Below are 23,894 nucleotides of genomic sequence, written 5' to 3' on the forward strand. Positions count from 1 at the left end.
GCCGCTCGCCGCCGAGTCCGAGGCGGGCTTGCCGCCGCCGTCGCAGCCGGCCACCGTCACCACCGCGGCCAGCGCCAGACCCGCCAGGGCCGCCGCCCGCCGACCGCGTCGGGGCATCGTCTCCAGATCCATCTGCACATCCTCCCGAGGACTCAGCGGTGCCGCCTCCTCGGCCGCTCCGCGCGGATGTGACGTGCTCCGGTCGGATCCGGTTCCGCACCGTTGCGCCACGGGCCTCAGAAGTTGTACTCGGCCATCCCGGCGACCACCCGTTGCGCCTCGGAGGGGACCCGGAAACCGTCCGGCGAGGGGGTGGTGGGCTCCGGGCCGGCCGCCAGCTGCGGCCAGAACCGGCGCAGCCGCCGGGAGGAGTCCACCAGGGCGTCGAGCGTCTCGCCGTCCTCGCACCGCGGGGCGGGCGGGGCGGAGTGGTCGGTCATCATCGGGCATCGCTCCGATCCAGGGCCGTGGCCACGCTGCCACGGTCGACGACGGGGCCCGCCCGCACGGCGGGCCTCCACGGGGCGCGTCAGACGGCACGCCCTCAAGGCCGACCCTAGGCAGGGGCCCGGCCGCCCACCAGTGCTACCGGGAGGTAGTACACGTCGGAGGGCAACGGGTGCCACCATGGCGGTGCGGGCGGCAAGTTGCGGCACTCTTGCCTGGACGCTCCCCGGGGCCGGGTACCGTAGGTGGGTTCATCCCCGACTGCCCGCTGGCCCCGCAGCCACCCTGAGGAGACCTTCCGTGCGTATCGCCGTTGCCGGCTCGATCGCCACCGACCACCTGATGACGTTCCCCGGCCGGTTCGCCGACCAGCTCGTCGCCGAGCAGCTGCACACCGTGTCGCTGTCCTTCCTGGTCGACGCCCTGGACATCCGCCGCGGCGGCGTCGCGCCGAACATCGCCTTCGGCATGGGTGCCCTCGGCCTGCGCCCGGTCCTGGTCGGTGCCGCGGGTGCGGACTTCGCCGAGTACCGCAGCTGGCTGGAGCGCAACAACGTGGACTGCGACTCCGTCCACATCTCCGAGACCCGGCACACCGCGCGCTTCATGTGCACCACGGACGAGGACCACAACCAGATCGCCTCGTTCTACACCGGCGCCATGGCCGAGGCCCGCAACATCGAGCTGAAGCCGATCGCCGACCGCGTCGGCGGTCTGGACCTCGTCCTGATCGGCGCCGACGACCCGCAGGGCATGGTCCGCCACACCCAGGAGTGCCGCACTCGCGGCTACGCCTTCGCCGCCGACCCGTCCCAGCAGCTGGCCCGCCTGGAGGGCGACGACATCCGCGAGATCGTGGACGGCGCCGCGTACCTCTTCACCAACGAGTACGAGGCCGCGCTGATCGAGAGCAAGACCGGCTGGGACGCCGACGAGCTGCTCACCCGCGTCGGCACCCGGGTCACCACCCTGGGCAGCAAGGGCGTCCGGATCGAGCGCAAGGGCGAGGCGCCGATCCTGGTCGGCTGCGCCAAGGAGGAGGCCAAGGTCGACCCGACCGGCGTCGGCGACGCCTTCCGCGCGGGCTTCCTGTCCGGCCTGTCCTGGGACCTCGACCTGGAGCGCTCCGCCCAGCTCGGCTGCATGCTCGCCACCCTGGTGATCGAGACCATCGGCACCCAGGAGTACACGCTGCGCCCGGCCGCCTTCCTGAAGCGCTTCGAGGAGGCCTACGGCGCCGAGGCCGCCGCCGAGATCAGCGCGCACCTGGTCAGGTAGTCCGCCGGACGACGAGGTAGGCCGAGCCCCGGTCGCCGCCGTACTCGGCGGCCGGGGCCTCGCCCGCGTACTCCTGGCCGCGCATCTCGCACCAGGCCGGGATGTCCAGCCGGGCCGCCTCGTCGTCCGACAGCACGGCCACTGTGCCGCCCGGCGGCACCTCGCCGATCCGCTTCGCCAGTTCGATCACCGGCAGCGGGCAGCGCTTGCCCAGGGCGTCGATGACCAGCAGCGACTCCCCGGCGGCCGGCTTCGGCGCCGGCAGGTCCAGTCCGAGCGGCGCCCGGACGCCCGCCACCAGGTCGGGCAGCACCGCGAGGAAGCGCTCCACGTCGGCCTCGGCCGTGCCGTACGGCAGCGAGACCCGGACGTTCCCCTCGGTGAGCACCCCCATCGCCGCCAGCACGTGGCTGGGCGTCAGGGTGGACGAGGTGCAGGAGGAGCCGGAGGAGACCGCGAAGCCCGCCCGGTCCAGCTCGGTCAGCAGCACCTCCCCGTCCACGTACAGACACGAGAAGGTGACGATGTGCGGCAGCCGCCGCACCGGGTCGCCGACCACCTCGACCTCGGGCACCAGCTGCGGCACCCGGGTGCGGATCCGCTCCACCAGTGCGTGCAGCCGGGCGTTCTCCTGCTCGGCCTCGACCCGTACGGCGCGCAGCGAGGCGGCCGCGGCCACGATCGCCGGAACGTTGACGTAGCCGGGCACCCGGCCGCCCTCGCGCTCGTCGGCGGGCAGCGGCGAGGCGTACCGGACGCCCTTGCGCACCGCCAGCACCCCGACCCCGGGCGGGCCGCCCCACTTGTGGGCGCTCGCGGTCAGCAGCGACCAGCCCGCCGGGACGTCCACCCGCCCGGCGCTCTGCGCCGCGTCCACCAGCAGCGGGACGCCGGCTTGCGCGCACAGCGCGGCGACCTCGCCGACCGGCTGCACCGTCCCGACCTCGTGGTTGGCGCTCTGCACCGCGGCCAGCGCGGTGTCCGGGCGCAGCAGCGCGCCGAAGGCCGCAGGGTCGACCCTCCCGCCCCGGTCCACCGGAGCCACCGACACCTCGCCCCCGCCGCCCGTGTGGCGCTCGGCGACGTGCAGCACGCTGGAGTGCTCCACCGCGGAGTGCACGAAGTGGCTGCCGCGCCGCCGGTTCCCGGTCAGGGCTCCCAGCAGGCCGAGCTGGACGGCCTGGGTGCCGCTCGCGGTGAAGGCGATCTCGTCCGCCCGCGCGCCCAGCACCGCGGCCACCGTCTCGCGGGCGGCGTCCAGCAGCATCCGGGCCTGCCGGCCGGAGCGGTAGAGCCGGGCCGGGTCGGCCCAGCCCTCGTCCAGGGCGGCGGTCAGCGCCTGCCGGGCGACGGGGTGCAGAGGGGCCGTCGAGGCCACGTCGAAGTACACGGTCACATTTAACGGCACACCCGGCCCGCGCCCCGGTCCGGCCGTGCGGCTCACCCACCGTCAGTCGATCATCCCGAATGTCCGCTTCGTCCGCGCCCGACGGACCGTCACGGGCGTCGTCCGAGGTCATCCCCCGATCGGGCGTACGGACCTCGAATGCCTACGATGACCTGCGGCGCAGCCCATGCCGGGCCTGATCGGGCTAGCGGGCGGCGCGTTACCGGGGGCTGCCCGTCAGGAGCGCATAAGGCTGGAGTAGGGTTTGGCCCGCATAAGCATTCAAACCGTGCCCGTGGACGGGTCGCCGGGGAGGCTCACACTCCTCTCCGGGGCGACGCGAAGGCGGGCGAGACTTCGGGAAGGCGCTACGTGAGTCCCAACGGCTCCGACCGCTCGCCGCGGCGCACGATGCGGCGGAAGCTGCCTCAGGCGCTGGCACTGGGCCTCGTCATCGCGACCGCCACCGGCTGCTCGGCCAACGACCTCCCCAGGCTTGGCCTCCCGAGCCCCGTCACCAAGGAAGGACCCATGGTCCTCCAGATGTGGCAGGGCTCCTGGATCGCGGCGCTGGTGGTCGGCGTACTGATGTGGGGTCTGATCATCTGGAGCGTGATCTTCCACCGGCGCAAGCGCACCGGTGTGGAGATCCCCCCGCAGACCCGGTACAACGTGCCCATCGAGGCGCTCTACACCGCGGTCCCCATCATCATCGTCTCGGTCCTCTTCTACTTCGTCGCCCGCGACGAAGCGAAGCTGACGCAGGTCTCCGAGAAGCCGCAGCACTACGTCAACGTGGTCGGCTTCCAGTGGAGCTGGGCGTTCAACTACGAGAACACCGAGACCCCCGACCCGGCCAACAAGGACGCCGCGTACGAGGTCGGTACGCCCAAGGAGGCTCCGACGCTCTGGCTGCCGGTCAACGAGGCGGTGCAGTTCCGTCTCACCTCGCGTGACGTCATCCACGACTTCTGGCCCGTCAACTTCATGATGAAGATGGACGTCGTGCCGGGCGTGGTGAACAAGTTCGAGGTCACGCCGACCGTCAAGGGCGAGTACATGGGCAAGTGCGCCGAGCTCTGCGGCGTCGACCACTCGCGCATGCTGTTCAACGTCAAGGTCGTCGACCGCGCCGACTACGACAAGCACCTGGCCGAGCTTCGCGCCAAGGGCCAGAACGGTGCGGTGCCCTCCGGCCTGATCACCATGGGAAGTGAAGAGAAGTGACAATCCTCAACGAGCCCGCCGCGGCCGGCGGGGGCGCCGAGGCCGTCACGGTCGGGGCGCAGCGGACCCGGAAGCCGGGTTCGACCATCATCAAGTGGTTGACCACCACTGACCACAAGACGATCGGCACGCTGTACCTGGCCACGTCGTTCGCCTTCTTCCTGATCGGTGGCATCCTCGCCCTGGTCATGCGTGCCGAGCTGGCTCGTCCCGGGACCCAGATCCTGTCGAACGAGCAGTTCAACCAGGCGTTCACGATGCACGGCACGATCATGCTGCTGATGTTCGCGACGCCGCTCTTCTCCGGCTTCGCGAACTGGATCATGCCGCTCCAGATCGGTGCCCCGGACGTGGCGTTCCCGCGTCTGAACATGTTCGCGTACTGGCTGTACCTCTTCGGTTCGACCATCGCGGTGGGCGGCTTCCTGACCCCGAACGGCGCCGCCGACTTCGGTTGGTTCGCCTACTCCCCGCTGTCGGACGCGGTGCACTCGCCCGGCGTCGGCGGCGACATGTGGATCATGGGTCTGGCCTTCTCCGGCTTCGGCACGATCCTCGGTGCGGTCAACTTCATCACCACGATCATCTGCATGCGCGCTCCGGGCATGACGATGTTCCGGATGTCGATCTTCGTCTGGAACGTCCTGCTGACCTCGGTGCTGATCCTGCTGGCCTTCCCGGTGCTGGCCGCCGCGCTGTTCGCCCTGGAGGCGGACCGCAAGTTCGGTGCCCACGTCTTCGACCCGGCCAACGGCGGGGCGATGCTCTGGCAGCACCTGTTCTGGTTCTTCGGTCACCCCGAGGTGTACATCATCGCGCTGCCGTTCTTCGGCATCGTGTCGGAGATCATCCCGGTCTTCAGCCGCAAGCCGATGTTCGGTTACTCCGGTCTGATCGCGGCCACCATCGCGATCGCCGGTCTGTCCGTGACGGTGTGGGCGCACCACATGTACGTCACCGGACAAGTGCTGCTGCCGTTCTTCTCGTTCATGACCTTCCTGATCGCGGTCCCGACCGGTGTGAAGTTCTTCAACTGGGTCGGCACCATGTGGAAGGGCTCGCTGAGCTTCGAGACCCCGATGCTCTGGACGGTCGGCTTCCTGGTCACCTTCCTCTTCGGTGGTCTGACCGGTGTTCTGCTGGCCTCCCCGCCGATCGACTTCCACGTCTCGGACTCGTACTTCGTCGTCGCCCACTTCCACTACGTGGTCTTCGGCACCGTCGTGTTCGCGATGTTCGCCGGCTTCCACTTCTGGTGGCCGAAGATGACCGGCAAGATGCTGGACGAGCGCCTCGGCAAGATCACCTTCTGGACGCTGTTCTTCGGCTTCCACACCACCTTCCTGGTGCAGCACTGGCTCGGCGCGGAGGGCATGCCCCGCCGCTACGCCGACTACCTGGCCTCGGACGGCTTCACCGCGCTGAACACCGTCTCGACCATCGGCTCCTTCGTGCTCGGCCTGTCGATGCTGCCGTTCCTCTACAACGTGTGGAAGACCGCCAAGTACGGCGAGAAGGTCACCGTGGACGACCCGTGGGGCTTCGGCCGCTCGCTGGAGTGGGCGACCTCCTGCCCGCCGCCGCGGCACAACTTCCTCACCCTCCCGCGGATCCGCTCCGAATCCCCGGCCTTCGACCTCCACCACCCGGAGATCGCCGCGCTGGACTACCTGGAGAACCACGGTGAGCCGGCCAAGCACCTCGCCGGTGTGACCCCGGCGAAGTACGACGCCCCGAAGCTGGGCAAGGGCAAGAGCGAGGGTGACGCCTGATGAAGGAACAGGGAAAGATCTTCCTCGGCCTGTCGGTCTTCGTCCTGGCGATGGCCATCACCTACGGCCTGTGGACGAACACCTCGGACCACGGCATCGAGGCCGCCGGCACCACCGCGCTGTTCCTGGCCTTCGGCCTGTGCGCCTTCATCGGGTACTACCTCGCCTTCACCGCCCGCCGGGTGGACAGTGGCGCAGGTGACAACCCCGAGGCCGAGGTGGCGGACGACTCCGGCGAGCTGGGCTTCTTCGCCCCGCACAGCTGGCAGCCGCTCTCGCTGGCGCTCGGTGGCGCGCTCGCGTTCATGGGCGTGATCTTCGGCTGGTGGCTGATGTTCTGGGCCGCCCCGATCATCGCGATCGGCATCTTCGGATGGGTCTTCGAGTTCTACCGGGGCGAGAACCAGAACCAGTAGGGTTCCCGCTGCCGACACCAGGGCCGGTCCTCCCGCACGGGGGGACCGGCCCTGCTGCGTCTCCGGGGTGACGGCCTCACTCCGGCGGGTGAACGGCGGGTCCCTCGGATGTCGCTCCGCCAGCATGCGTTCCTACGATCTGATCAATCGTGCGACCCCCTGATCAATCGTGCGACCCCTCGGAGGCGGTCATGGCCGACAGGCACGGAATCGCAGCTATCGGTGGCATCTCGCTGGCCCTCGCAGTACTGGTCCCACTGGCTGCCTGCATGTCAGAGGACGAGGAGCCCACCGGACCACACCGGATCGACGCGGCCCCCCTGGTCCGCCTCTCGGCGGACGGCAAGGCCGACCCCTCCCAGCCGGTCACCGTGACCGCCGTCAGGGGCAGCCGGCTCACCGACGTCACCGTGGCCGGCCCGGACGGCCGGGTGATCGCCGGGAAGCTCGCCGACGACCAGCGCAGCTGGCAGACCACCGGGCGGCTGAAGGCCGCCACCGCGTACACGGTGCGGATCTCCGCCGACGACGGCAAGGGCGGCCGCGGCGACACCACCGCGAGCTTCAGCACCATCGCCGCCGAGCACCTGCTCACCGCCAAGCTCGGCCCGGACTCCTCCGGCAGCGGCGTCTACGGCGTGGGCCAGCCGCTCACCGTGCAGCTCTCCGAGGCCGTGAAGAGCCCGCAGGCCCGCCAGGAGGTCGAGCGCGCCCTGACCGTCGGCTCCCAGCCCTCCGTCATCGGCGCCTGGTACTGGGTGGACGACAAGAACCTGCACTTCCGCCCGCAGGACTACTGGCCGGTCGGCACGACCGTCTCGCTGGTCTTCGACGCCACCGGCAGTCGGATCGCCGACGGGCTCTACGGCGGTGACCGCAGCGCGCTGAAGCTGCGGATCGGCGAGCGGGTGGAGACGGTGATCGACGCGGCCGCCCACAAGCTCACCCTGAAGCGCGACGGGGAGGTGCTGCGGAGCATCCCGGTCACCACCGGCAAGCCCGGCTTCGACACCCGCAACGGCGTCAAGGTGGTGCTCGGCCAGGAGCGCTCGGTCCGGATGAACGGCGAGACGATCGGGATAGCGGCCGGCAGCACGGATTCGTACGACCTGGACGTGAAGTGGGCCACCCGGGTGACCTGGAGCGGCGAGTACGTCCACGCGGCGCCCTGGTCGGTCAGCTCGCAGGGCGTGGAGAACGTCAGCCACGGCTGTACCGGCATGAACAACGAGAACGCCAAGTGGTTCTACGAGCACACCCGGGTGGGGGACATAGTGACGGTGGTGAACAGTCGCGGCGCCCGGATGGAGCCCTTCGGCAACGGCTTCGGGGACTGGAACGTCGACTGGACGGACTGGATCAAGCACAGCGCCTCCGGACAGCCCGTCAGCACCACCGCACCGCCCGCCCAGGCCCCCGCCTCGGGGATGATCCGCCCCGAGCTCTGAGGCTCCTTCCCGGGCGACACGCCCTAACCCTCCGGGTAGGCCAGCCGCAGCGCGGTGTCCACGGCGGCCAGGGCGTCCGCGTGGGAGACGCCCAGGCGGCTCGCCCGGGCGGCGTACTCGGCGGCGGCCTCGGCCGCCAGCCGGTGGGCCGTGTCCCCGGTAGCGGCGATCAGCGTGCCGCGCCGGCCGTGGGTCTCCACCACTCCGTCCGCCTCCAGCTCGCGGTAGGCCCGGGCGACGGTGCCGGCGGCCAGCCCCAGCTCCTCGGCCAGGGCCCGGACGGTGGGCAGCCGCAGTCCGGCCGGCAGTTCGCCGGAGCGGGCCCGCTCGGCGATCTGGGCGCGGATCTGCTCGTACGGGGGAGTGGCCGAGGCGGGATCGACGGAGAGCTGCACGGGGGCTCCTGGTGGCGCGGGCGGGTACGGGAAAGCCCGAGGGCCGCCGACCAGAAGAACTCTGGTCAGCGGCCCTCGGGGTGACGCGGTGGTGCCTACGGGATCAGTGGTGGCCGTGGCCGCTGGTGATCTCGTGGTGCTCCTCGGCGGTCGGCTTGGGGATCTGGCTGCCCTCGCCGTAGAAACCGCGGGAGAGCTTGGCCCGGGTGCGGGTGAGGACGCCGGCCTTGCGGGCCACGCCGTTCTCGTCCGCCTGGGCCGGCAGCTCGACCGGCTGGATCTGGTCGTGCGCGGTGAGCTTGTACAGGTCCTTCTGCGGGAGCTGGGCGTGCACCTCGATGAACTCGCCGTGCGGCAGGCGCTTGATGACACCCGTCTCGCGGCCGTGCAGCACCTTCTCCTTGTCACGGCGCTGGAGACCGAGGCACCAGCGCTTGGTGATGATGAAGACGACGACCGGGACGACGAAGAAGCCGACGCGGACGAAGTAGGTGACCGAGTTGATCGACAGGTGCAGGTGGGTGGCGAACAGGTCGTTGCCACCGGCCATCAGCAGGATCAGGTAGAGGCTGATCCAGGCGGCGCCCAGGGCGGTGCGGACCGGAGCGTTGCGCGGGCGGTCCAGGATGTGGTGCTCGCGCTTGTCGCCGGTGATCCAGCCCTCGATGAACGGGTAGGCCGCGATCGAGACCAGGACCAACGGGAAGATCGCCAGCGGGACCATGACACCCAGGTTGAGGGTGTGGCCGCCCCAGACGCTGATCTCCCAGCCCGGCATGACACGGATCAGACCCTCGGAGAAGCCCATGTACCAGTCGGGCTGGGCGTCCGTGGAGACCTGGTCCGGACGGTACGGGCCGTACGCCCAGATCGGGTTGATCGTGGCGATCGCCGAGATGACGGCGATGAGGCCGAACACCAGGAAGAAGAAGCCACCGGCCTTGGCCATGTAGACCGGCATCAGCGGCATGCCGACGACGTTCTTCTCGGTCTTGCCCGGGCCCGCCCACTGGGTGTGCTTGTGGTAGAAGACCAGGATCAGGTGCGCCACCAGCAGGCCGAGCATGATGCCCGGGATCAGCAGCACGTGGATGGTGAAGAACCGCGGCACGATGTCGTGGCCGGGGAACTCGCCCCCGAACAGGAACATCTGGACGTAGGTGCCGATCAGCGGGACGGCGAGGATCGCGCCTTCCATGAAGCGGATACCGGTGCCCGAGAGCAGGTCGTCCGGCAGGGAGTAGCCGAAGAAGCCGTCGAACATGCCCAGGACCAGCAGCAGGAAGCCGAAGACCCAGTTGATCTCACGCGGCTTGCGGAACGCGCCGGTGAAGAACACGCGCATCATGTGCACGAGCATCGCGGCCACGAAGACCAGGGCGGCCCAGTGGTGGATCTGACGGATCAGCAGGCCGCCGCGGACCTCGAAGCTGATGTCGACGGTGGAGGCATAGGCCTCCGACATCGGGATGCCCTTGAGCGGCACGTACGAGCCGTCGTAGACGACCTCGGCCATCGAGGGCTTGAAGAACAGCGTCAGGTAGACACCGGTCAGGATGATGATGATGAACGTGTAGAGGCAGATCTCGCCCAGCATGAAGGACCAGTGGTCCGGGAAGATCTTCCGCAGGTTGGCCTTGGCGAGGGAGTAGATCCCCAGCCGGCCGTCAGTCCAGTCAGCCGCGGCCTCCCACTTGTTGGCGGGCTTGGCGCGCGTGCTGGAGGGCTTGGCGGCACCGGTGGTGGTGCTGCTCGCGCTACTCATCGAGCACGCTCCCAGTAGCTCGGGCCGACGGGCTCAGCGAAGTCGCCGGTGGCGACCAGGTTGCCCTTCTCGTCAGTGATGATCTTCAGCTGCGGCAGCGGGTGGCCGGCCGGGCCGAAGATGACGCGAGCGCCGTCCGCCAGGTCGAAGGTCGACTGGTGGCAGGGGCAGAGCGCGTGGTGGGTCTGCTGCTCGTACAGGCTGATCGGGCAGCCGACGTGGGTGCAGATCTTGGAGTAGGCGAGGATGCCCTCGAAGCCCAGCTCCTTGGACTTCTCGTCCTTGATGTCCTCGGGCGCGATGCGGACCAGCATCAGGGCGTCCTTGGCGATCCGCTGCTGGAAGTCCTCGCTGTGCGTGGACAGGCCCTCCGGCATGGCGAACGTGAGCGAGCCGACGATGATGTCCTCGGGCTTCATCGGCTGCATGGTGTTCATGTTGATGAGCTGCAGCGGCTTGGCCTCGGTCGCCTCCTTCCAACCGGTCTCCTTGAGCTTCTTCTCGGGAAGCGGGCCAAGGTCACGGAGCAGGACCACGCCGGAGAGCGGGACCAGCGCCATGGAGCCGATCAGGGTGTTGCGGATCATCTTGCGGCGGCCGAAGCCGGACTCGGCGGCACCGGTCCTGAACTGCTCGATGACGTCGGCGCGGACCTCGTCGGAGGCCTCGATCGGGTGACGCTCGGACGGCATCTCGACGTCCGACATCAGGGTGCGGGCCCAGTGGACCGCGCCCGCGCCGATCATGAACAGCGCGACGCCCAGGGTCAGACCGAGCGCGAAGTTCAGCGCGCTGATGTGACCGAGCGGGAAGACGTAGACGATCTGGTCCGGGTCGATGGCCACGTACGAGGCGATGAAGCCGATGGTGGCGAGCATCGAGATCACGAACATCAGCGAGACCTGGCGCTCGGCGCGCTGGGCGGCCCGCTCGTCGATGTCGGTGCGACGGGGCTCGTGGGCCGGCAGGCCCGGGTCGGCGAACGGGCTGCCGTGGTCGGCCACCTCGCCGGCGGAGCCGTGCGGCTCCGGGAGCTTCTCTTCTGACATGTCGTGGCTCATGACTTCTTGGCCTTGGTGGTGTGGGCGGCGACCCAGATCGCGACCGCGATGAGCGTGCCGAGGCCGAAGATCCAGCCGAACAGACCCTCGGTCACCGGACCGAGGCTGCCCAGGGTGAGACCGCCGGGGTTGGGCTCATCGTTGGTGGTGTGGCGGACGAAGGCCACGATCTGCTTCTTCTGCTCCTCGGGCATGGTGGTGTCCGGGAACGACGGCATGTTCTGCGGGCCGGTCTGCATGGCCTCGTAGATGTGCTTGGCGTCCACGCCCTCGAGCGACGGGGCGGACTTGCCCTTGGTCAGGGCACCACCCTGGCCGGCGAAGTTGTGGCACTGGGCGCAGTTGGTGCGGAACAGCTCGCCACCCTTGGAGATGTCCTCGGGGTTGGTCGAGGTGAACTGCTCCTCCTTCGGGATCACCGGGCCGGGACCGAGGGAGGCGACGAAGGCGGCGAGCTGGTCGATCTCGGCCTGCGAGTAGATGTTCTTCTTGCGCGGGACCTGGGCGCCGGGCTGCTGGGCCGGCATGCGGCCGGTGCCGACCTGGAAGTCGACAGCAGCGGAGCCGACGCCGACCAGGCTCGGACCGTCACTGCTGCCCTGGCCGTTCAGGCCGTGGCAGGAGGAGCAGCCCACGGCGAAGAGCTTCTTGCCCTCATCGATCGCGAGCGACTGCGCGGCGACGTCGGCCTGCGCCTTGTCGGCGGGCGCGAACGCGGCGTACAGCCCCCCGGTTGCCGCCAGGGCGAGAAGTAGGACGACCAGCGCCGCCAATGGGTGGCGCCGTCGTGCGGAGAGCTTTTTCACGGAATAACCCCGGTGTCAGGATCTGGTCGACTGGTGGGTGCACCCGGCGGCCGGTCTGGCCGGCACGAGGCTGCCTGTCTAGGGCTGCGCGCGCGGTCGGTCGGTGGGAGCGTCGGCACCGGCAGAAGCGGCCCGTCGCCGGTGAGGGCGGGGGCCGCTGCCGGTGGCCAGCGACCTGATCAGCTGGTTACTTGATCAGGTAGATGGTCGCGAACAGGCCGATCCACACGACGTCGACGAAGTGCCAGTAGTACGACACGACGATCGCGGCGGTGGCCTGCTCGTGCGTGAAGCGCTTGGCTGCGTACGTCCGTCCCAGGACCAGCAGGAAGGCGATCAGACCACCCGTCACGTGCAGCCCGTGGAAGCCGGTGGTCAGGTAGAACACCGTGCCGTACGGGTCGGAGGACAGCGAGAGGCCGTCCTTCTTGACCAGCTCGGTGTACTCGAAGACCTGGCCGCCGATGAAGACCGCGCCCATGGCGAACGTGAGGATGAACCACGCCCGGAGCTTCTTCACGTCACCGCGCTCGGCAGCGAACACACCGAGCTGGCAGGTGAGCGAGGAGAGCACCAGGATCGTGGTGTTGACCGAGGAGAAGGGCACGTTGAGGGCGTGGGCCTTCTCGGTCCAGAACTCCGGCCCCTTGACGGAGCGGAGCGTGAAGTACATCGCGAAGAGGGCCGCGAAGAACATCAACTCGGAACTGAGCCAGACGATCGTTCCGACGCTGACCATGTTCGGCCGGTTGACCGATCCGTGCGCGTGCCCGGTTTCTACTGCTGTTGCTGTCGCCACGACGGACATTATGTCGGTCCCTTATTCCGTCTTCACGTCGGGGGGTGTCCCTCGGAGTGTCCGGTGCGTGCGGTATGCCCGCTTGGGGGTCGACGGGGTGTCCGGACGGGGACTGAGCAGCGGCGCGTCCCTTTTCTGATGGTTCCTCGGAGGGGCCTGCGACCCCCTTGCCCGGCGCGTCGCTGCACGGTCGGAGTAGCCGCGGGAGGTAAGGGGGAGGGGCCTCGGGTCGGCCGTACGGGTGGACCGGGCGGGGCCGGGTGACGGGCCGTCCTCCGGGCGGGTGAGCCCGGGACGCGGCGGCTCGGGGAGGAACGTGCGCGAGGGGGACTCGGCGGAGGGTGATCCGGAGTAGCATCCGGATCAGGCGAACGTGGTCCGGATCACACTTGAGGGAGCAGGGCCCATGGCGTACACGACCGATGAGACGCTCACCGTCCTCGTCTACAGCGACGACCGCAACACCCGTGAGCAGGTGCTGACGGCGCTCGGCCGCCGGCCCGCCGAGGATCTTCCGGAACTGTCCTACCTGGAGTGCGCGACCACCCCCGCGGTGCTCAAGGCGCTGGAGAAGGGGGGAGTGGACCTCTGCGTGCTGGACGGCGAGGCCGTTCCGGCCGGCGGGCTGGGCCTCGGGCGCCAGCTCAAGGACGAGATCTACGGCTGCCCGCCGGTGCTGGTGCTGATCGGGCGGCCGCAGGACTCCTGGCTCGCCGCCTGGAGCCGGGCCGACGCCGCCATCTCCCACCCGGTGGACCCGGTGGCGCTGGCCGAGGCGGTCGCCACCCTGCTGCGGGCGCGGCTGGCGAAGCGGACTCCGGCAGTCCGCTGAAATCCGGTCCGGCAGTTAGCAAATACAGGGGTAGAAGCCGCCCCTTCGCTCGATAGGCTGGCTCCATCCGTACGGACGTCCCCCTGGTGTGGGGAACCGACAACAGCTGGAGTCAGCCATGGTGAACGTGAACCCTGCGAACGGCGGTAGCGACCCCGCGCAGGTGGTCCGCACCTGGCCGGACCTCCTGGCGGCACTGTTGAAGGGGAACGACCTCGACCGCTCGTCCACCGAGTGGGCGATGGACCGGATCATGAGCGGCGAGGCGTCCCCGGTGCAGGTGGCCGGGTTCATGATCGCGCTGCGGGCCAAGGGCGAGTCGGTCGAGGAGATCGCCGGTCTGGTCGACGCAATGTACGCGCACGCCGAGCCGCTGGAGATCCCCGGCCCGGCGGTGGACATCGTCGGCACCGGCGGGGACCGGGCGAAGACCGTCAACATCTCCACCATGTCGGCGATCGTCGCGGCGGCCGCCGGCGCCAAGGTGGTCAAGCACGGCAACCGGTCGGCCTCCTCCGCCAGCGGCTCCTCGGACGTGCTGGAGAAGCTCGGGGTGGCGCTGGACCTCTCCTCCCGGCGGGTCGCCGAGGTGGCCGAGGAAGTCGGGCTCACCTTCTGCTTCGCGGCGAAGTTCCACCCCTCGATGCGGCACGCGGCCACCGCGCGGCGCGACCTCGGGGTGCCGACCGCCTTCAACATCCTCGGCCCGCTGACCAACCCGGCCAAGGTCACCGCGCACGCCATCGGCTGCTTCGACACCCGGCTGTCCGGGCTGATCGCCGGGGTGCTGGCCCGGCGGGGCGCGACGGCGCTGGTCTTCCGCGGTGACGACGGGCTGGACGAGCTGACCATCACCACCACCTCGCAGGTCTGGCTGGTGCGCGACGGAGTGGTCACCGAGACCACCTTCGACCCGCGGGACGTCGGCATCGAGCTGGTCGGCATCGAGGCGCTGCGCGGGGCGGACGCCTCGTACAACGCCGAGGTCGCGCGGCGGCTGCTGGCGGGGGAGCACGGGCCGGTGCGGGACGCCGTCCTGCTGAACACGGCGGCGGCGCTGGTCGCGCTGGACCTGGGCGACGCACCGCTGACCGAGCAGCTGGCGGCCGGCATGGAGCGGGCCGCGAAGGCGATCGACTCCGGCGCCGCACAGGACCTGCTGCGGCGCTGGTCGGAGGCCACCAGCCGGATCTGAGACGGCCGTCGGGGAGCCCGTGCCGGTACGCCGGCACGGGCTCTTCGCGCGCTGTCCGGATGCTGGATGCCCGTTTGACCACCCGCTGGACGCGGCCTAGAGTCTTCGCCAGGTCATGAGCGACAGCGTCAAGCCCCAGCTGGCTGTCCGGCAACCCTCCGTCCGTGGCGGGGTGCCCTGGGTGAGGACCGGGTCGCCACGGCAAACCGTCCGTGCGACAAGCGCGGACGCCCGACGACTGGCACTCCCGGGGTCCCTACACCCCTGAAGGAGTGCATCCTCATGTCCCTCTCCACCGAAATCTGCGCCCCGCTCGCCGTCCTCGGCGCCGACGTCGAGGTCCCGCTCGCCAGCGGTGAGAGGGTCGGCTACGCGGCGCTCGACTACGCGGCCAGCTCGCCGGCGCTCCAGCGGGTGTGGGACGACGTCGCCGCCTACGCGCCGTACTACGGCAGCGTCCACCGCGGCGCCGGGTACCTCTCGCAGCTGTCCACCGACCTGTTCGAGCAGAGCCGCCGCACCGTCGGCGAGTTCCTCGACCTGCGCGAGGGCGATCAGGTGGTCTTCACCCGGGCCACCACCGACTCGCTCAACCTGCTGGCCGCCGCCGTTCCGGCCGGCACCCGGGTGTTCGCCTTCGAGACCGAGCACCACGCCTCGCTGCTGCCCTGGGCGCACGCCGGACTGGACGTGACCTACCTGCGGGCGCCGCGCTCGCGGGCCGAGGCGGTGGCCGCGCTGGACGCCGCGCTCGCCGAGGCGCCCGAGGGCCCCAAGCTGCTCTGCGTCACCGGCGCTTCCAACGTGACCGGCGAGCTGTGGCCGGTCGCCGAGCTCACCGAGACCGCCCACCGGCACGGCGCCCGGGTGGTGCTGGACGCCGCCCAGCTGGCGCCGCACCACCGGGTCTCGGTGCGCGAGCTGGGCGTCGACTGGATCGCCTTCTCCGGCCACAAGATCTACGCGCCGTTCGGCGCCGGGGTGCTGGCCGGCCGGGCGGACTGGCTGGACGCGGCCGAGCCGTACCTCGCCGGCGGCGGGGCGACCCGTACGGTGGCCCGGGAGACCGACGGCTCGGTGGCCGTGCAGTGGCACACCGGCCCGGCCCGGCACGAGGCCGGCTCGCCGAACGTCATCGGCGCCTATGCGATCGCCTCGGCCTGCCGGGCGCTGACCGAGGCCGGCTTCGACGCGCTGGAGGCCCGCGAGCAGCAGCTGATCGCCCGCCTGACGGCCGGGCTGGCCGAGATCCCACAGGTCAAGGTGCTGAACCTGTTCGGCGCGGACTCCACGCGGGTGGGCGTGCTGTCCTTCGTCGTCCGGGGCTGGAACAGCTCGCACTTCTCGGCCGCGCTGTCCGCCGAGTACGGCATCGGGGTGCGCGACGGCCTGTTCTGCGCCCACCCGCTGGTGCGCACGCTGCTCGGGGACGAGGCCCCGGCCGTCGAATCGGCGTGCGGCGCTCCCGATCCCTCGCTGCCGGGCGAGCGCAGCCTGAACGCGATCCGGGTGAGCTTCGGCGCCGGGACGCCGGACGAGCACGTGGACCGCTTCCTGACCGCCGTCCGGGAGCTGGTCACGGACGGCGCGGCCTGGAGCTACCGCAACGAGGGCGGGCGCTGCGTCGCGACCGCGCAGATCGACCGGGGTCGGCGCGAGGGCTGATCGCTACTCGTCCAGGCCGAGGGCGAAGGCGGCTTCCAGGTCGTGCTGGGAGTAGGTGCGGAAGGCGATCTGGGTCTCGGTGTGGGCCACACCCGGGACCTTGTTGAGCCGGCCCGGGATGACCTCGGCCAGGTCGTCGTGCCGGCGCACCCGCACCATCGCCACCAGGTTGTAGCCCCCGGTCACCGAATAGACCTCGCTCACGCCCTCGATGGCAGCGATGGACTCGGCGATCTCCGGGATGCGGTCGACACTGGTCTTGATCAGGACGATGGCGGTGATCACAGTTCGGGCTCCTTTGTGGGGTGCCGCCAGCGTATCGGGCGTCGGCCCGGTCGTCGCGGGGGGTGGCGGACCACGGTGCAGACGTAGAGGAACCCGGCCGAGAAGCCGATCACGTGGACCAGGTACGCCACCCCCGGGCCGGCCGAGTGCATCGACCACCACTGCAGGGCGAACCAGAGGCCGAGCACCAGCCAGGAGGGGAAGCGCAGCGGCAGGAAGAGCAGCAGCGGGACGAGGGTGGTCACCCGGGCCCGGGGGTGGAGGCGCAGGTAGGCGCCGAGGGCGGCGGAGATCGCCCCGGAGGCGCCGATGAGCACCCGGGTGGAGTTCGGCGAGTGTGCCTCGGCGAGCGCGAAGCCGTACGTGGTCAGGCTGCCGGCGGCCAGGTAGAAGACGGCGTACCGGGCCCGGCCCAGCCGCCGTTCGACGGTGGGGCCGAAGACCTGGAGGAAGAGCAGGTTCCCCAGCAGGTGCAGCCAGCCGGCGTGCAGGAAGAGCCCGGTGAGGACGGACAGGGCCGGGTGCTTGCCCGGAGTCGGGGCGGTCGGGCAGCCGGGGGCCGGGTCGGGGGCCTCGGCGAGCTGTCCGGCGGTCAGCGCCCGTCCGGCCAGCACCTCGGCCGGGATGGCGCCCCAGCGCTGCTCGTACCGCTGCTCCGCGCAGAGCCGGGTCTGGCCGGTGCCGTACAGCGGGTTGAGCCCGGCGGCCGGGCCGAGCAGGAAGACCAGGGTGTTGAGCGCGATCAAGGCGTAGCTGACCACCGGGACGGTCGCCGCCGGGCGGCCGCCCGGGGCGGCGGTGTGGTCGGGGGCCGCGAGCGCCATGTGGCCAAGCATCCCTCCGGGCGCCGCAGGTGACACGGCGGTTTACGGCAGGTGGACTAGCTCGGTTGTTCGGGCAACCGGTGGTCGCGATGGTTGCCCCAGGCAATAGGCTGGGGGCGGGCATTCCCGCCTCCCGCCGCCGACGCCGGGGCTCCGGGGGGAGCGCCTAGCCCACGCAGGGACCACCCGAGAGGACCCCCGATGACCGTCCCCGCCCTGACTGCCGAGACGCGCTGGCGCTGCACCCTGTGCGGCAACCTCACCCGCTTCGACGTGACCCGTACCGCGCGGGTCACCGAGTTCCTCCACTTCGACTTGGCCGGCGAGTCCAAGGTCGAGGAGACCGAGGTGCTGAGCGAGACCGTCGAGTCGGTGCGCTGCCGCTGGTGCAACGCGGTGGACCAGGTCGAGCTGGTGGCCCGGCCGGGCGCCGAGGGGCCGCAGGACCCCGCCGAGCAGGGCTGATCCCCGCCGGTGCGACGGGTGGGTGCGCGGCGCACCCGCCCGTGCCGCACGGGACAATACAGAAACAAGACGCACGGAGCGTGACGACAGGGGCGGCAGCGGCCGTGCCCGCTGGACCAGGATCGGAGCCGAGGACGTGGTGGACGCAGCGAAGGAGCCCGGCGAAGCCCAGGGGCTTCAGCCCGCTGCGGCCGAGGCCTCGGCCGAGGCGGCGGGGGCGGCGAACGACTCCTGCGAGCCCGCGGCGGAGCCCGTCGTCGAGAAGCTCGACCGGCCGCTGCCCGAGGGCGTGCGCCGACGCGTGGTCGGGCTGGCCTCGGACGCGCTCGGCGGGCTGCCGTCGACCGAGCTCCCGCAGGGCCTGCGCCAGTACGTCAAGTTCACCCCGGCGCGACGGGCCAAGTACGCGGCCACCGCGCTGGCGGCGGCGCTGGAGGCGGAGCCCGCCTTCCGGGTACGGATAGCGGAGCGGCTGCGCCTGGGGCAGCCGGACCTGGTGAAGTCGCTGGAGTCGGGCACCGTCCCGGGCGCGGCCGATCCGATGGACATCGCGGCCGCCGCCTACCTGGTGCGTTCGCCGGGCTGGAGCCGGCTGGTGGCCGAGGTCGGCGAGGAGGCCGAGCGGGCCGGCGCCGAGGACGCGGCCGCGGAGGCGGCCCGGTTGATGGAGAAGCTGCAGGCCGAGCTGGCCGAGGTGCGGGCCTCCGCGCGGGCGGACATGGACCGGCAGCGGGCCGAGTCCGACGGGGTCCGCAAGGAGGCGGAGTCGCTGCGCAAGAAGGTGCGGTCACTGGAGAGCGACACCCGCCGGGCGCAGGCCGAGACCCGCCGGGTGGCCGGCGAGCTGGAGGCCGTGAAGGCGCAGGCCGCGGCCGAGCGCGGCGCGGCCGAGATCGAGGCGCGCAGGCTCAGGCACCGGGTCTCCGAACTGGAGAACGCGGTCGAGCAGGGCCGCCGGTCGGCCCGCGAGGGGCGCAGTGTCGAGGACATGCGGCTGCGGCTGCTGCTGGACGCCGTGCTGCAGTCGGCCCAGGGACTCCAGCGGGAGCTGGCGCTGCCGGTCTCCCAGATCCGCCCGGCGGACCTGGTGGAGGCGGTGGTGCCGGGGGCGGCCTCCCCGCACGACGTGGCCCGGCGCGGGCTGGCCGAGGACGATCCGGCGCTGTTGGACCAGCTGCTGGCGATTCCTCAGGTGCACCTGGTGGTGGACGGCTACAACGTGACCAAGACCGGCTATCCGACGCTGCCGCTGGAGCAGCAGCGGATCCGGCTGCTGGGCGGGCTGGCGATGCTGGCCCAGCGCACCCAGGCGGAGGTCACCTGTGTGTTCGACGGGCAGGACCTGGACGTCCCGGTGATCATGGCGCCGCCGCGCGGGGTCCGGGTGCGGTTCAGCCGGACCGGGGAGACGGCCGACGAGCTGATCCGCCGCCTGGTGCGGGCCGAACCGCAGGGCCGCCCGGTGGTGGTGGTGTCCACCGACCGGGAGGTCGCGGAGGGCGTGCGGAAGGCGGGCGCGCGCCCCGTGGCGTCGGTGCTGCTGCTGAACCGGCTGGCCCGGCCCTGAACCCACCGGGCCGCATGATGCCTGGTCAGGCGCGGTTCCGAGGCGATGCGCGGCTTTCGTGAAGTCGGTGTGGAAACCGGAGTTCACGCCTTCGGGGGAGTGGCAAAACGGATAGATCTTCACTAGGGTCTGGCGTCAAACCTATTTTCTGGAACCTCATCCCATCGGGTGAGTCCGATGAAAGAAGGAGCCGGTCCCTTGGCCTCCCACCGCCGTCCCAAGCAGCCGAGCCGCGCGCGGATCTCCGTGCTCACCGCTGCCGCTGCGACTGCGGTCGCCCTCTCCGCCCAGGTGGCCGCGCACGCTGCGCCGCAGCCGAACAAATCGGACGTCAAGGCGCAGATCGACCAGCTCCAGGAGGAGCAGGAGCAGGCGGCGGAGAAGTACAACGGAGCCAAGGAGCGGGCCGACCAGCTGCGCAAGCAGGCCGACCAGCTGCAGGACCAGGTGGCCCGCAGCCAGGAGCAGATGACCCAGCTCCAGGGCGGCCTCGCCGAGGTGGCGGGCGAGCAGTACCGCACCGGCGGCATCGACCCGTCCGTCCAGCTGATGCTCTCCTCCGACCCGTCCGGCTACCTGGAGAAGGCCTCCACCGTCCAGCAGGCCAGCACCAGCCAGGCCGAGGCGCTCAAGGGGCTGCTGGACCAGCAGCGCCGGCTGGACCAGGAGAAGACCGAGGCGGCCGCCGTGCTCGCCTCGCTGGACACCACCACCAAGGACCTGAACCAGGCCAAGGCGGACGTCAACACCAAGCTGAAGGCCGCCCAGGACCTGCTGAACTCGCTGAGCGCCGCCGACCGCGCCGCGCTGCGGGCCCAGCAGGCGCAGGACGACCGCGCCTCGCGCGGCAGCGACCGGGTCGACCTCAGCAGTCTGCCGCCGGCCAGCGGCTACGCGGCCGTGGCGATGTCCAAGGCGATGAGCAAGCAGGGCTCGCCGTACGTGTGGGGCGCCACCGGGTCGACCACCTTCGACTGCTCGGGCCTGATGGTCTGGGCGTACGGGCAGGCCGGCGTCTCGCTGCCGCGCACCTCGCAGGAGCAGGGCCACTACGGCACCCGGGTGCCCTCGCTGGACCAGGCCCAGCCGGGCGACCTGGTGATCTACGGCGCCGACATGCACCACGTCGGGATGTACATCGGCAACGGCATGGTGGTCCACGCGCCGCACACCGGTGACGTGGTGAAGGTGATGAAGGCCGACGCGATGTCGATCAACACCATCCGCCGGGTCTGACGGACCGACATGCCCGAGGGGCTCCTCCGGGGCCTGTGAAAAACGCCACCTCCGTGCGGGGGTGGCGTTCGGGTTTCCGGCCTCTTTGCGGCCGCATGCTGAGAACCGATCAGCCTTGCGTGTGCCACTGGTCACCATCGGTCATTTTCACAAAGGAACTTGGGTAATCTTCCGTCTTTTTTCTGACAAGGATTTGAACGGATCACGGTTCAGTTACTAGGGTCGTGCCCCGAACCACCGCACTGTCGATCGCCCAGCCAGGGTGGCGGCGGTGGTTACCGCCGAGTTCGCGAGGCAGCGGGGCAGGTCGAAGCGACTGCCCGACAGGGGAGCCCAGTTTTCGGGGGCGCTGTGGAGCGGAGCCGGGGAACCACGTTCCTCCGGGGTGAATCGGCGCCAGGTCGGCCGGTGGAACGGCCGTGAGGCGTCGTAGGGCATGCTTCCGGCCCGAACCCGTCAGCTCACCCGGTAGGCGGACGTAGGAAGAAGGAGTCCGCCTTCGTGGCGTCCCATCGTCGTCCCAAGCCCGCCGGTCGCGCCCGCGTCTCGATCCTGACCGGTGTCGCCGCCGCAGCCGTCGCCCTCTCCGCGCAGTCCGGCGCCCACGCGGACCCGCAGCCGACCAAGGAACAGGTCAAGGAGCAGGTCGACCAGCTCAACGAGCAGGCCGAGGTCGCGACCGAGAACTACAACGCCGCCCAGGCCAAGCAGCAGGAGCTGGAGAAGCAGGTCTCCGGCCTGCAGGACCAGGTGGCCCGTCAGCAGGCCCAGGTCACCGAGCTCCAGGGCGGCCTGGCCGAGATCGCCGGCGAGCAGTACCGCAACGGGGGCATATCCCCGACCGTCCAGCTGATGTTCTCCTCCAGCCCGGACAACTTCCTCAGCCAGGCCGGCACGCTGAACCAGGCCGGCAGCACCCAGAAGGGTCAGCTGAAGGAGCTCCAGGAGCAGCAGCGCAAGCTCGACCAGGACCGCAACGAGGCCCAGGGCAAGCTCGCCGAGCTGGAGTCGACCACCCAGCAGCTGAAGGCCTCCAAGGAGGAGGTCCAGGGCAAGCTGAAGGCGGCCCAGGACCTGCTCAACACACTGACCGACCAGGAGCGCCGGGCGCTCCAGCAGGCCGAGGAGAAGGCCGCCGCCGAGGCCCAGCTGAAGGCGGAGTCCGCGAAGCTCGACGCCGCGAAGGCCGCCGCCGACCGCGCCTCGCGCGACAACAGCCGCGGCGACCTCGCGAGCGGCACGACCACCGCTCCGGTGAAGGTGGCCGCCGGCAGCTCGCGCGGTGCCGCCGCGCTCTCGGCCGCCGCGTCCAAGGTCGGCAGCCCGTACGTCTGGGGTGCCACCGGCCCGGGCTCCTTCGACTGCTCCGGCCTGATGGTCTGGGCGTTCAACCAGGCCGGCGTGTCGCTGCCGCGTACCTCGCAGGCGCAGGCCTCGGCCGGCACCCGGATCGGTTCGGACATCTCCCAGGCCCAGCCCGGCGACCTGCTGATCTTCTACAGCGACGCCCACCACGTCGGCATCTACGCGGGCAACGGCCAGGTGCTGCACGCGCCCAAGCCGGGTGCGTCGGTGCGCTACGAGGCGGTCACCAACATGCCGCTGACCTCCATCGTGCGGGTCTGATCCCCGCGCGGACGCTTCCAGGCCCGGTCTTCCCCACGGAAGGCCGGGCCTGCGGCTTTTCCGGCGGGGTCGATCTGATGTCCGATTAGAGGTCGAATATTCGGGTTGGTGGGGGTTTGGACTCGCTTGCCCGAACTCGCTAACGTCTGCCACCGGACTCCCGCTCGACGGCCGCCCGTCGTGGTGCGGCGGCGGGGGTCGCACCGCAGGATTGGAGCCGCTGCCGCCATGCCCGTGCACCGCCGTTCCCAACTGCTCACCCGGGCGCTGGTGCTGACCGCGGCCGCCGCCACCGCGCTGGGCGTGGCCACCGGAGGCAGCGCCCAGGCCGCCCCCGGCAGCCCGGACCCGTCCGACCGTCAGGACGTCACGGCACAGGTGGAACAGCTGTACGACGAGGCCGAGCAGGCTTCCGAGAAGGCCAACGCGGCGCAGGAGGCCCAGCGGCGGCTCCAGGGCGAGACCACGATCCTCCAGGGCGAGATCGCCGTCGCCCAGAACCAGCTCAACGAGCTGCGCGGCGACCTGGCGACGGTGGCCGGGGCCGAGTACCGCGGCGGCGGGATGACCCAGACCGCCCAGCTGATCCTCTCGCCCGACCCGGAGGGCTACCTGGCCCGCGCCCGCACCCTGGGCCAGGCCGCCGTGCGCCAGCAGGAGACTCTGCACGAGCTGGTCACCCGGCAGCGCCGGCTCGACCAGCGCCGCACCGAGGCGGCCGGCAAGCTCGCCGAGCTCGACCGGACCCGCCGCTCGCTCGCCGACAGCAAGCAGCAGATCCAGCAGCGGCTGGCCAAGGCGCAGAAGCTGTTGAACGGCCTGGACGCCACCGAGCGGGCCCGGATGACGGCCCAGGACGCCCGGGACGCCGAGCAGCGCGCCACCCGGGGCACCGACCGGCTGGACCTCGGCACCGCCCCGCCCGCCTCCGAGCGCGGGGCCGCCGCGCTGGCGGCCGCGGTGCGGATGATCGGCTCCCCGTACGTCTACGGGGCCACCGGGCCGCACGCGTTCGACTGCTCCGGTCTGATGTACTACAGCTGGCGGCAGGCCGGAGTGACCCTGCCGCGCACCTCGCAGGCCCAGGCGTACGCCGGGCAGCGGATCAGCCTGTCCGAAGCGCGACCGGGAGACCTGGTGATCTTCTACCGGGACATGCACCACGTCGGCATGTACGCCGGCGGAGGCGTGATCGTGCACGCACCCCGCCCGGGCGCCAAGGTCCGCTACGAGAGTGTCACCGCCATGCCGGTCTCCGGGGTGGTCCGGCTCTGAGCGCCCTGCCGTCCGGTCCCGCCGGCGCCACCGACCCTGCCGGCCCCGCCGACCCCGCCGAGACAGCCCGGCCCCGGCCCCGTCCCCGCCGCGTGCTGTCCCGGCGGGGTGCGCTGCTGCTCG

The 23,894-nt window shown here is 71.0% G+C and carries 22 protein-coding genes and 2 riboswitches; of the genes, 13 read left to right on the forward strand and 9 right to left on the reverse strand.

Going from position 1 to position 23,894, the window contains the following annotated elements; genetic code table 11:
* Positions 1 to 236: 236 nt before the first annotated feature.
* Positions 237 to 443, reverse strand: a complete 207-nt coding sequence (locus KS423_RS12385) for a hypothetical protein (protein ID WP_224278305.1) — start codon at positions 441 to 443, stop codon at positions 237 to 239.
* A gap of 304 nt (positions 444 to 747) precedes the next feature.
* Between KS423_RS12385 and KS423_RS12390 the strand changes: the two genes are divergently transcribed.
* Complete coding sequence (locus tag KS423_RS12390; RefSeq protein ID WP_224278307.1) at positions 748 to 1,725, forward strand: carbohydrate kinase family protein; 978 nt, start codon at positions 748 to 750, stop codon at positions 1,723 to 1,725.
* On the opposite strand, the gene KS423_RS12395 is transcribed toward KS423_RS12390, so the two are convergent.
* Positions 1,718 to 3,115 carry an aminotransferase class V-fold PLP-dependent enzyme gene (locus KS423_RS12395; protein ID WP_224278309.1) on the reverse strand — a complete coding sequence of 466 codons (1,398 nt, stop codon included), beginning with the start codon at positions 3,113 to 3,115 and terminating at the stop codon, positions 1,718 to 1,720. The two genes, KS423_RS12390 and KS423_RS12395, sit on opposite strands and share 8 nt — an antisense overlap.
* A gap of 369 nt (positions 3,116 to 3,484) precedes the next feature.
* On the opposite strand from KS423_RS12395, the gene coxB reads away from it, so the two are divergent.
* From coxB to KS423_RS12415, 4 genes are all read left to right on the forward strand, one after another.
* Entirely contained in the window at positions 3,485 to 4,339 is an 855-nt protein-coding gene (gene coxB, locus KS423_RS12400) for a cytochrome c oxidase subunit II (RefSeq protein WP_224278310.1), read from the forward strand.
* Positions 4,336 to 6,111, forward strand: coding sequence for a cytochrome c oxidase subunit I (gene ctaD, locus KS423_RS12405; protein ID WP_224278312.1), 1,776 nt, complete (start codon positions 4,336 to 4,338; stop codon positions 6,109 to 6,111). Before coxB ends, ctaD begins: the two co-directional genes overlap by 4 nt.
* A complete protein-coding gene (locus KS423_RS12410; RefSeq protein WP_224278313.1) occupies positions 6,111 to 6,527 on the forward strand; it encodes a cytochrome c oxidase subunit 4 in 417 nt (138 codons plus the stop codon). Before ctaD ends, KS423_RS12410 begins: the two co-directional genes overlap by 1 nt.
* Before the next feature lie 191 nt (positions 6,528 to 6,718).
* Positions 6,719 to 7,975, forward strand: coding sequence for an Ig-like domain-containing protein (locus KS423_RS12415; RefSeq protein ID WP_224278315.1), 1,257 nt, complete (start codon positions 6,719 to 6,721; stop codon positions 7,973 to 7,975).
* A 23-nt stretch (positions 7,976 to 7,998) separates the two neighbouring features.
* Here the strand turns inward: KS423_RS12415 and KS423_RS12420 are convergent, their stop codons facing one another.
* From KS423_RS12420 to KS423_RS12440, 5 genes are all read right to left on the reverse strand, one after another.
* Positions 7,999 to 8,370, reverse strand: a complete 372-nt coding sequence (locus KS423_RS12420; RefSeq protein WP_224278323.1) for a GntR family transcriptional regulator — start codon at positions 8,368 to 8,370, stop codon at positions 7,999 to 8,001.
* Between the two features lie 103 nt (positions 8,371 to 8,473).
* Positions 8,474 to 10,135 carry a ubiquinol-cytochrome c reductase cytochrome b subunit gene (locus KS423_RS12425; protein WP_224278325.1) on the reverse strand — a complete coding sequence of 554 codons (1,662 nt, stop codon included), beginning with the start codon at positions 10,133 to 10,135 and terminating at the stop codon, positions 8,474 to 8,476.
* Positions 10,132 to 11,184, reverse strand: coding sequence for a ubiquinol-cytochrome c reductase iron-sulfur subunit (locus KS423_RS12430; RefSeq protein WP_224278327.1), 1,053 nt, complete (start codon positions 11,182 to 11,184; stop codon positions 10,132 to 10,134). The genes KS423_RS12425 and KS423_RS12430 overlap by 4 nt, the downstream gene beginning before the upstream one ends.
* A gap of 8 nt (positions 11,185 to 11,192) precedes the next feature.
* Positions 11,193 to 12,002 carry a c-type cytochrome gene (locus KS423_RS12435; RefSeq protein WP_224278329.1) on the reverse strand — a complete coding sequence of 270 codons (810 nt, stop codon included), beginning with the start codon at positions 12,000 to 12,002 and terminating at the stop codon, positions 11,193 to 11,195.
* A 187-nt stretch (positions 12,003 to 12,189) separates the two neighbouring features.
* Positions 12,190 to 12,810 carry a heme-copper oxidase subunit III gene (locus KS423_RS12440; protein ID WP_049651835.1) on the reverse strand — a complete coding sequence of 207 codons (621 nt, stop codon included), beginning with the start codon at positions 12,808 to 12,810 and terminating at the stop codon, positions 12,190 to 12,192.
* A 397-nt stretch (positions 12,811 to 13,207) separates the two neighbouring features.
* On the opposite strand from KS423_RS12440, the gene KS423_RS12445 reads away from it, so the two are divergent.
* From KS423_RS12445 to KS423_RS12455, 3 genes are all read left to right on the forward strand, one after another.
* On the forward strand, positions 13,208 to 13,633 hold the full coding sequence (locus KS423_RS12445) for a hypothetical protein (protein WP_224278331.1): 426 nt from the start codon (positions 13,208 to 13,210) through the stop codon (positions 13,631 to 13,633).
* Between the two features lie 118 nt (positions 13,634 to 13,751).
* Positions 13,752 to 14,828, forward strand: a complete 1,077-nt coding sequence (gene trpD, locus KS423_RS12450; protein WP_224278332.1) for an anthranilate phosphoribosyltransferase — start codon at positions 13,752 to 13,754, stop codon at positions 14,826 to 14,828.
* A 111-nt stretch (positions 14,829 to 14,939) separates the two neighbouring features.
* Positions 14,940 to 15,058, forward strand: a riboswitch (SAM riboswitch).
* A 52-nt stretch (positions 15,059 to 15,110) separates the two neighbouring features.
* Positions 15,111 to 16,493: an aminotransferase class V-fold PLP-dependent enzyme gene (locus KS423_RS12455; protein WP_224278334.1), complete on the forward strand. Its 1,383-nt coding sequence runs from the start codon at positions 15,111 to 15,113 to the stop codon at positions 16,491 to 16,493.
* Positions 16,494 to 16,496: 3 nt separating this feature from the next.
* Here the strand turns inward: KS423_RS12455 and KS423_RS12460 are convergent, their stop codons facing one another.
* Both KS423_RS12460 and KS423_RS12465 read right to left on the reverse strand, forming a co-directional pair.
* Positions 16,497 to 16,778 carry an Lrp/AsnC family transcriptional regulator gene (locus KS423_RS12460; protein ID WP_224278336.1) on the reverse strand — a complete coding sequence of 94 codons (282 nt, stop codon included), beginning with the start codon at positions 16,776 to 16,778 and terminating at the stop codon, positions 16,497 to 16,499.
* Entirely contained in the window at positions 16,775 to 17,602 is an 828-nt protein-coding gene (locus KS423_RS12465) for a rhomboid family intramembrane serine protease (RefSeq protein WP_224278338.1), read from the reverse strand. The genes KS423_RS12460 and KS423_RS12465 overlap by 4 nt, the downstream gene beginning before the upstream one ends.
* A gap of 201 nt (positions 17,603 to 17,803) precedes the next feature.
* On the opposite strand from KS423_RS12465, the gene KS423_RS12470 reads away from it, so the two are divergent.
* The 5 genes from KS423_RS12470 to KS423_RS12490 all read left to right on the forward strand — a co-directional run bounded on the left by KS423_RS12470 (position 17,804) and on the right by KS423_RS12490 (position 23,771).
* Positions 17,804 to 18,067: a hypothetical protein gene (locus KS423_RS12470; RefSeq protein WP_224278340.1), complete on the forward strand. Its 264-nt coding sequence runs from the start codon at positions 17,804 to 17,806 to the stop codon at positions 18,065 to 18,067.
* Positions 18,068 to 18,344: 277 nt separating this feature from the next.
* Positions 18,345 to 19,634, forward strand: coding sequence for an NYN domain-containing protein (locus tag KS423_RS12475; protein ID WP_263454767.1), 1,290 nt, complete (start codon positions 18,345 to 18,347; stop codon positions 19,632 to 19,634).
* Positions 19,635 to 19,832: 198 nt separating this feature from the next.
* On the forward strand, positions 19,833 to 20,870 hold the full coding sequence (locus tag KS423_RS12480) for a C40 family peptidase (RefSeq protein WP_224278341.1): 1,038 nt from the start codon (positions 19,833 to 19,835) through the stop codon (positions 20,868 to 20,870).
* 337 nt (positions 20,871 to 21,207) lie between these two features.
* Positions 21,208 to 21,361: riboswitch (cyclic di-AMP (ydaO/yuaA leader) on the forward strand.
* Positions 21,362 to 21,371: 10 nt separating this feature from the next.
* The gene (locus KS423_RS12485; RefSeq protein WP_224278343.1) at positions 21,372 to 22,496 is read left to right on the forward strand and encodes an NlpC/P60 family protein; all 1,125 of its coding nucleotides are present in this window, start codon (positions 21,372 to 21,374) and stop codon (positions 22,494 to 22,496) included.
* Between the two features lie 228 nt (positions 22,497 to 22,724).
* Positions 22,725 to 23,771, forward strand: a complete 1,047-nt coding sequence (locus tag KS423_RS12490) for a C40 family peptidase (protein ID WP_224278345.1) — start codon at positions 22,725 to 22,727, stop codon at positions 23,769 to 23,771.
* The last annotated feature ends 123 nt before the right edge of the window (positions 23,772 to 23,894 follow it).

It is taken from the genome of Streptomyces sp. LS1784 (assembly GCF_020103755.1).
In the GTDB taxonomy this organism is placed as follows: Bacteria; Actinomycetota; Actinomycetes; order Streptomycetales; family Streptomycetaceae; genus Kitasatospora.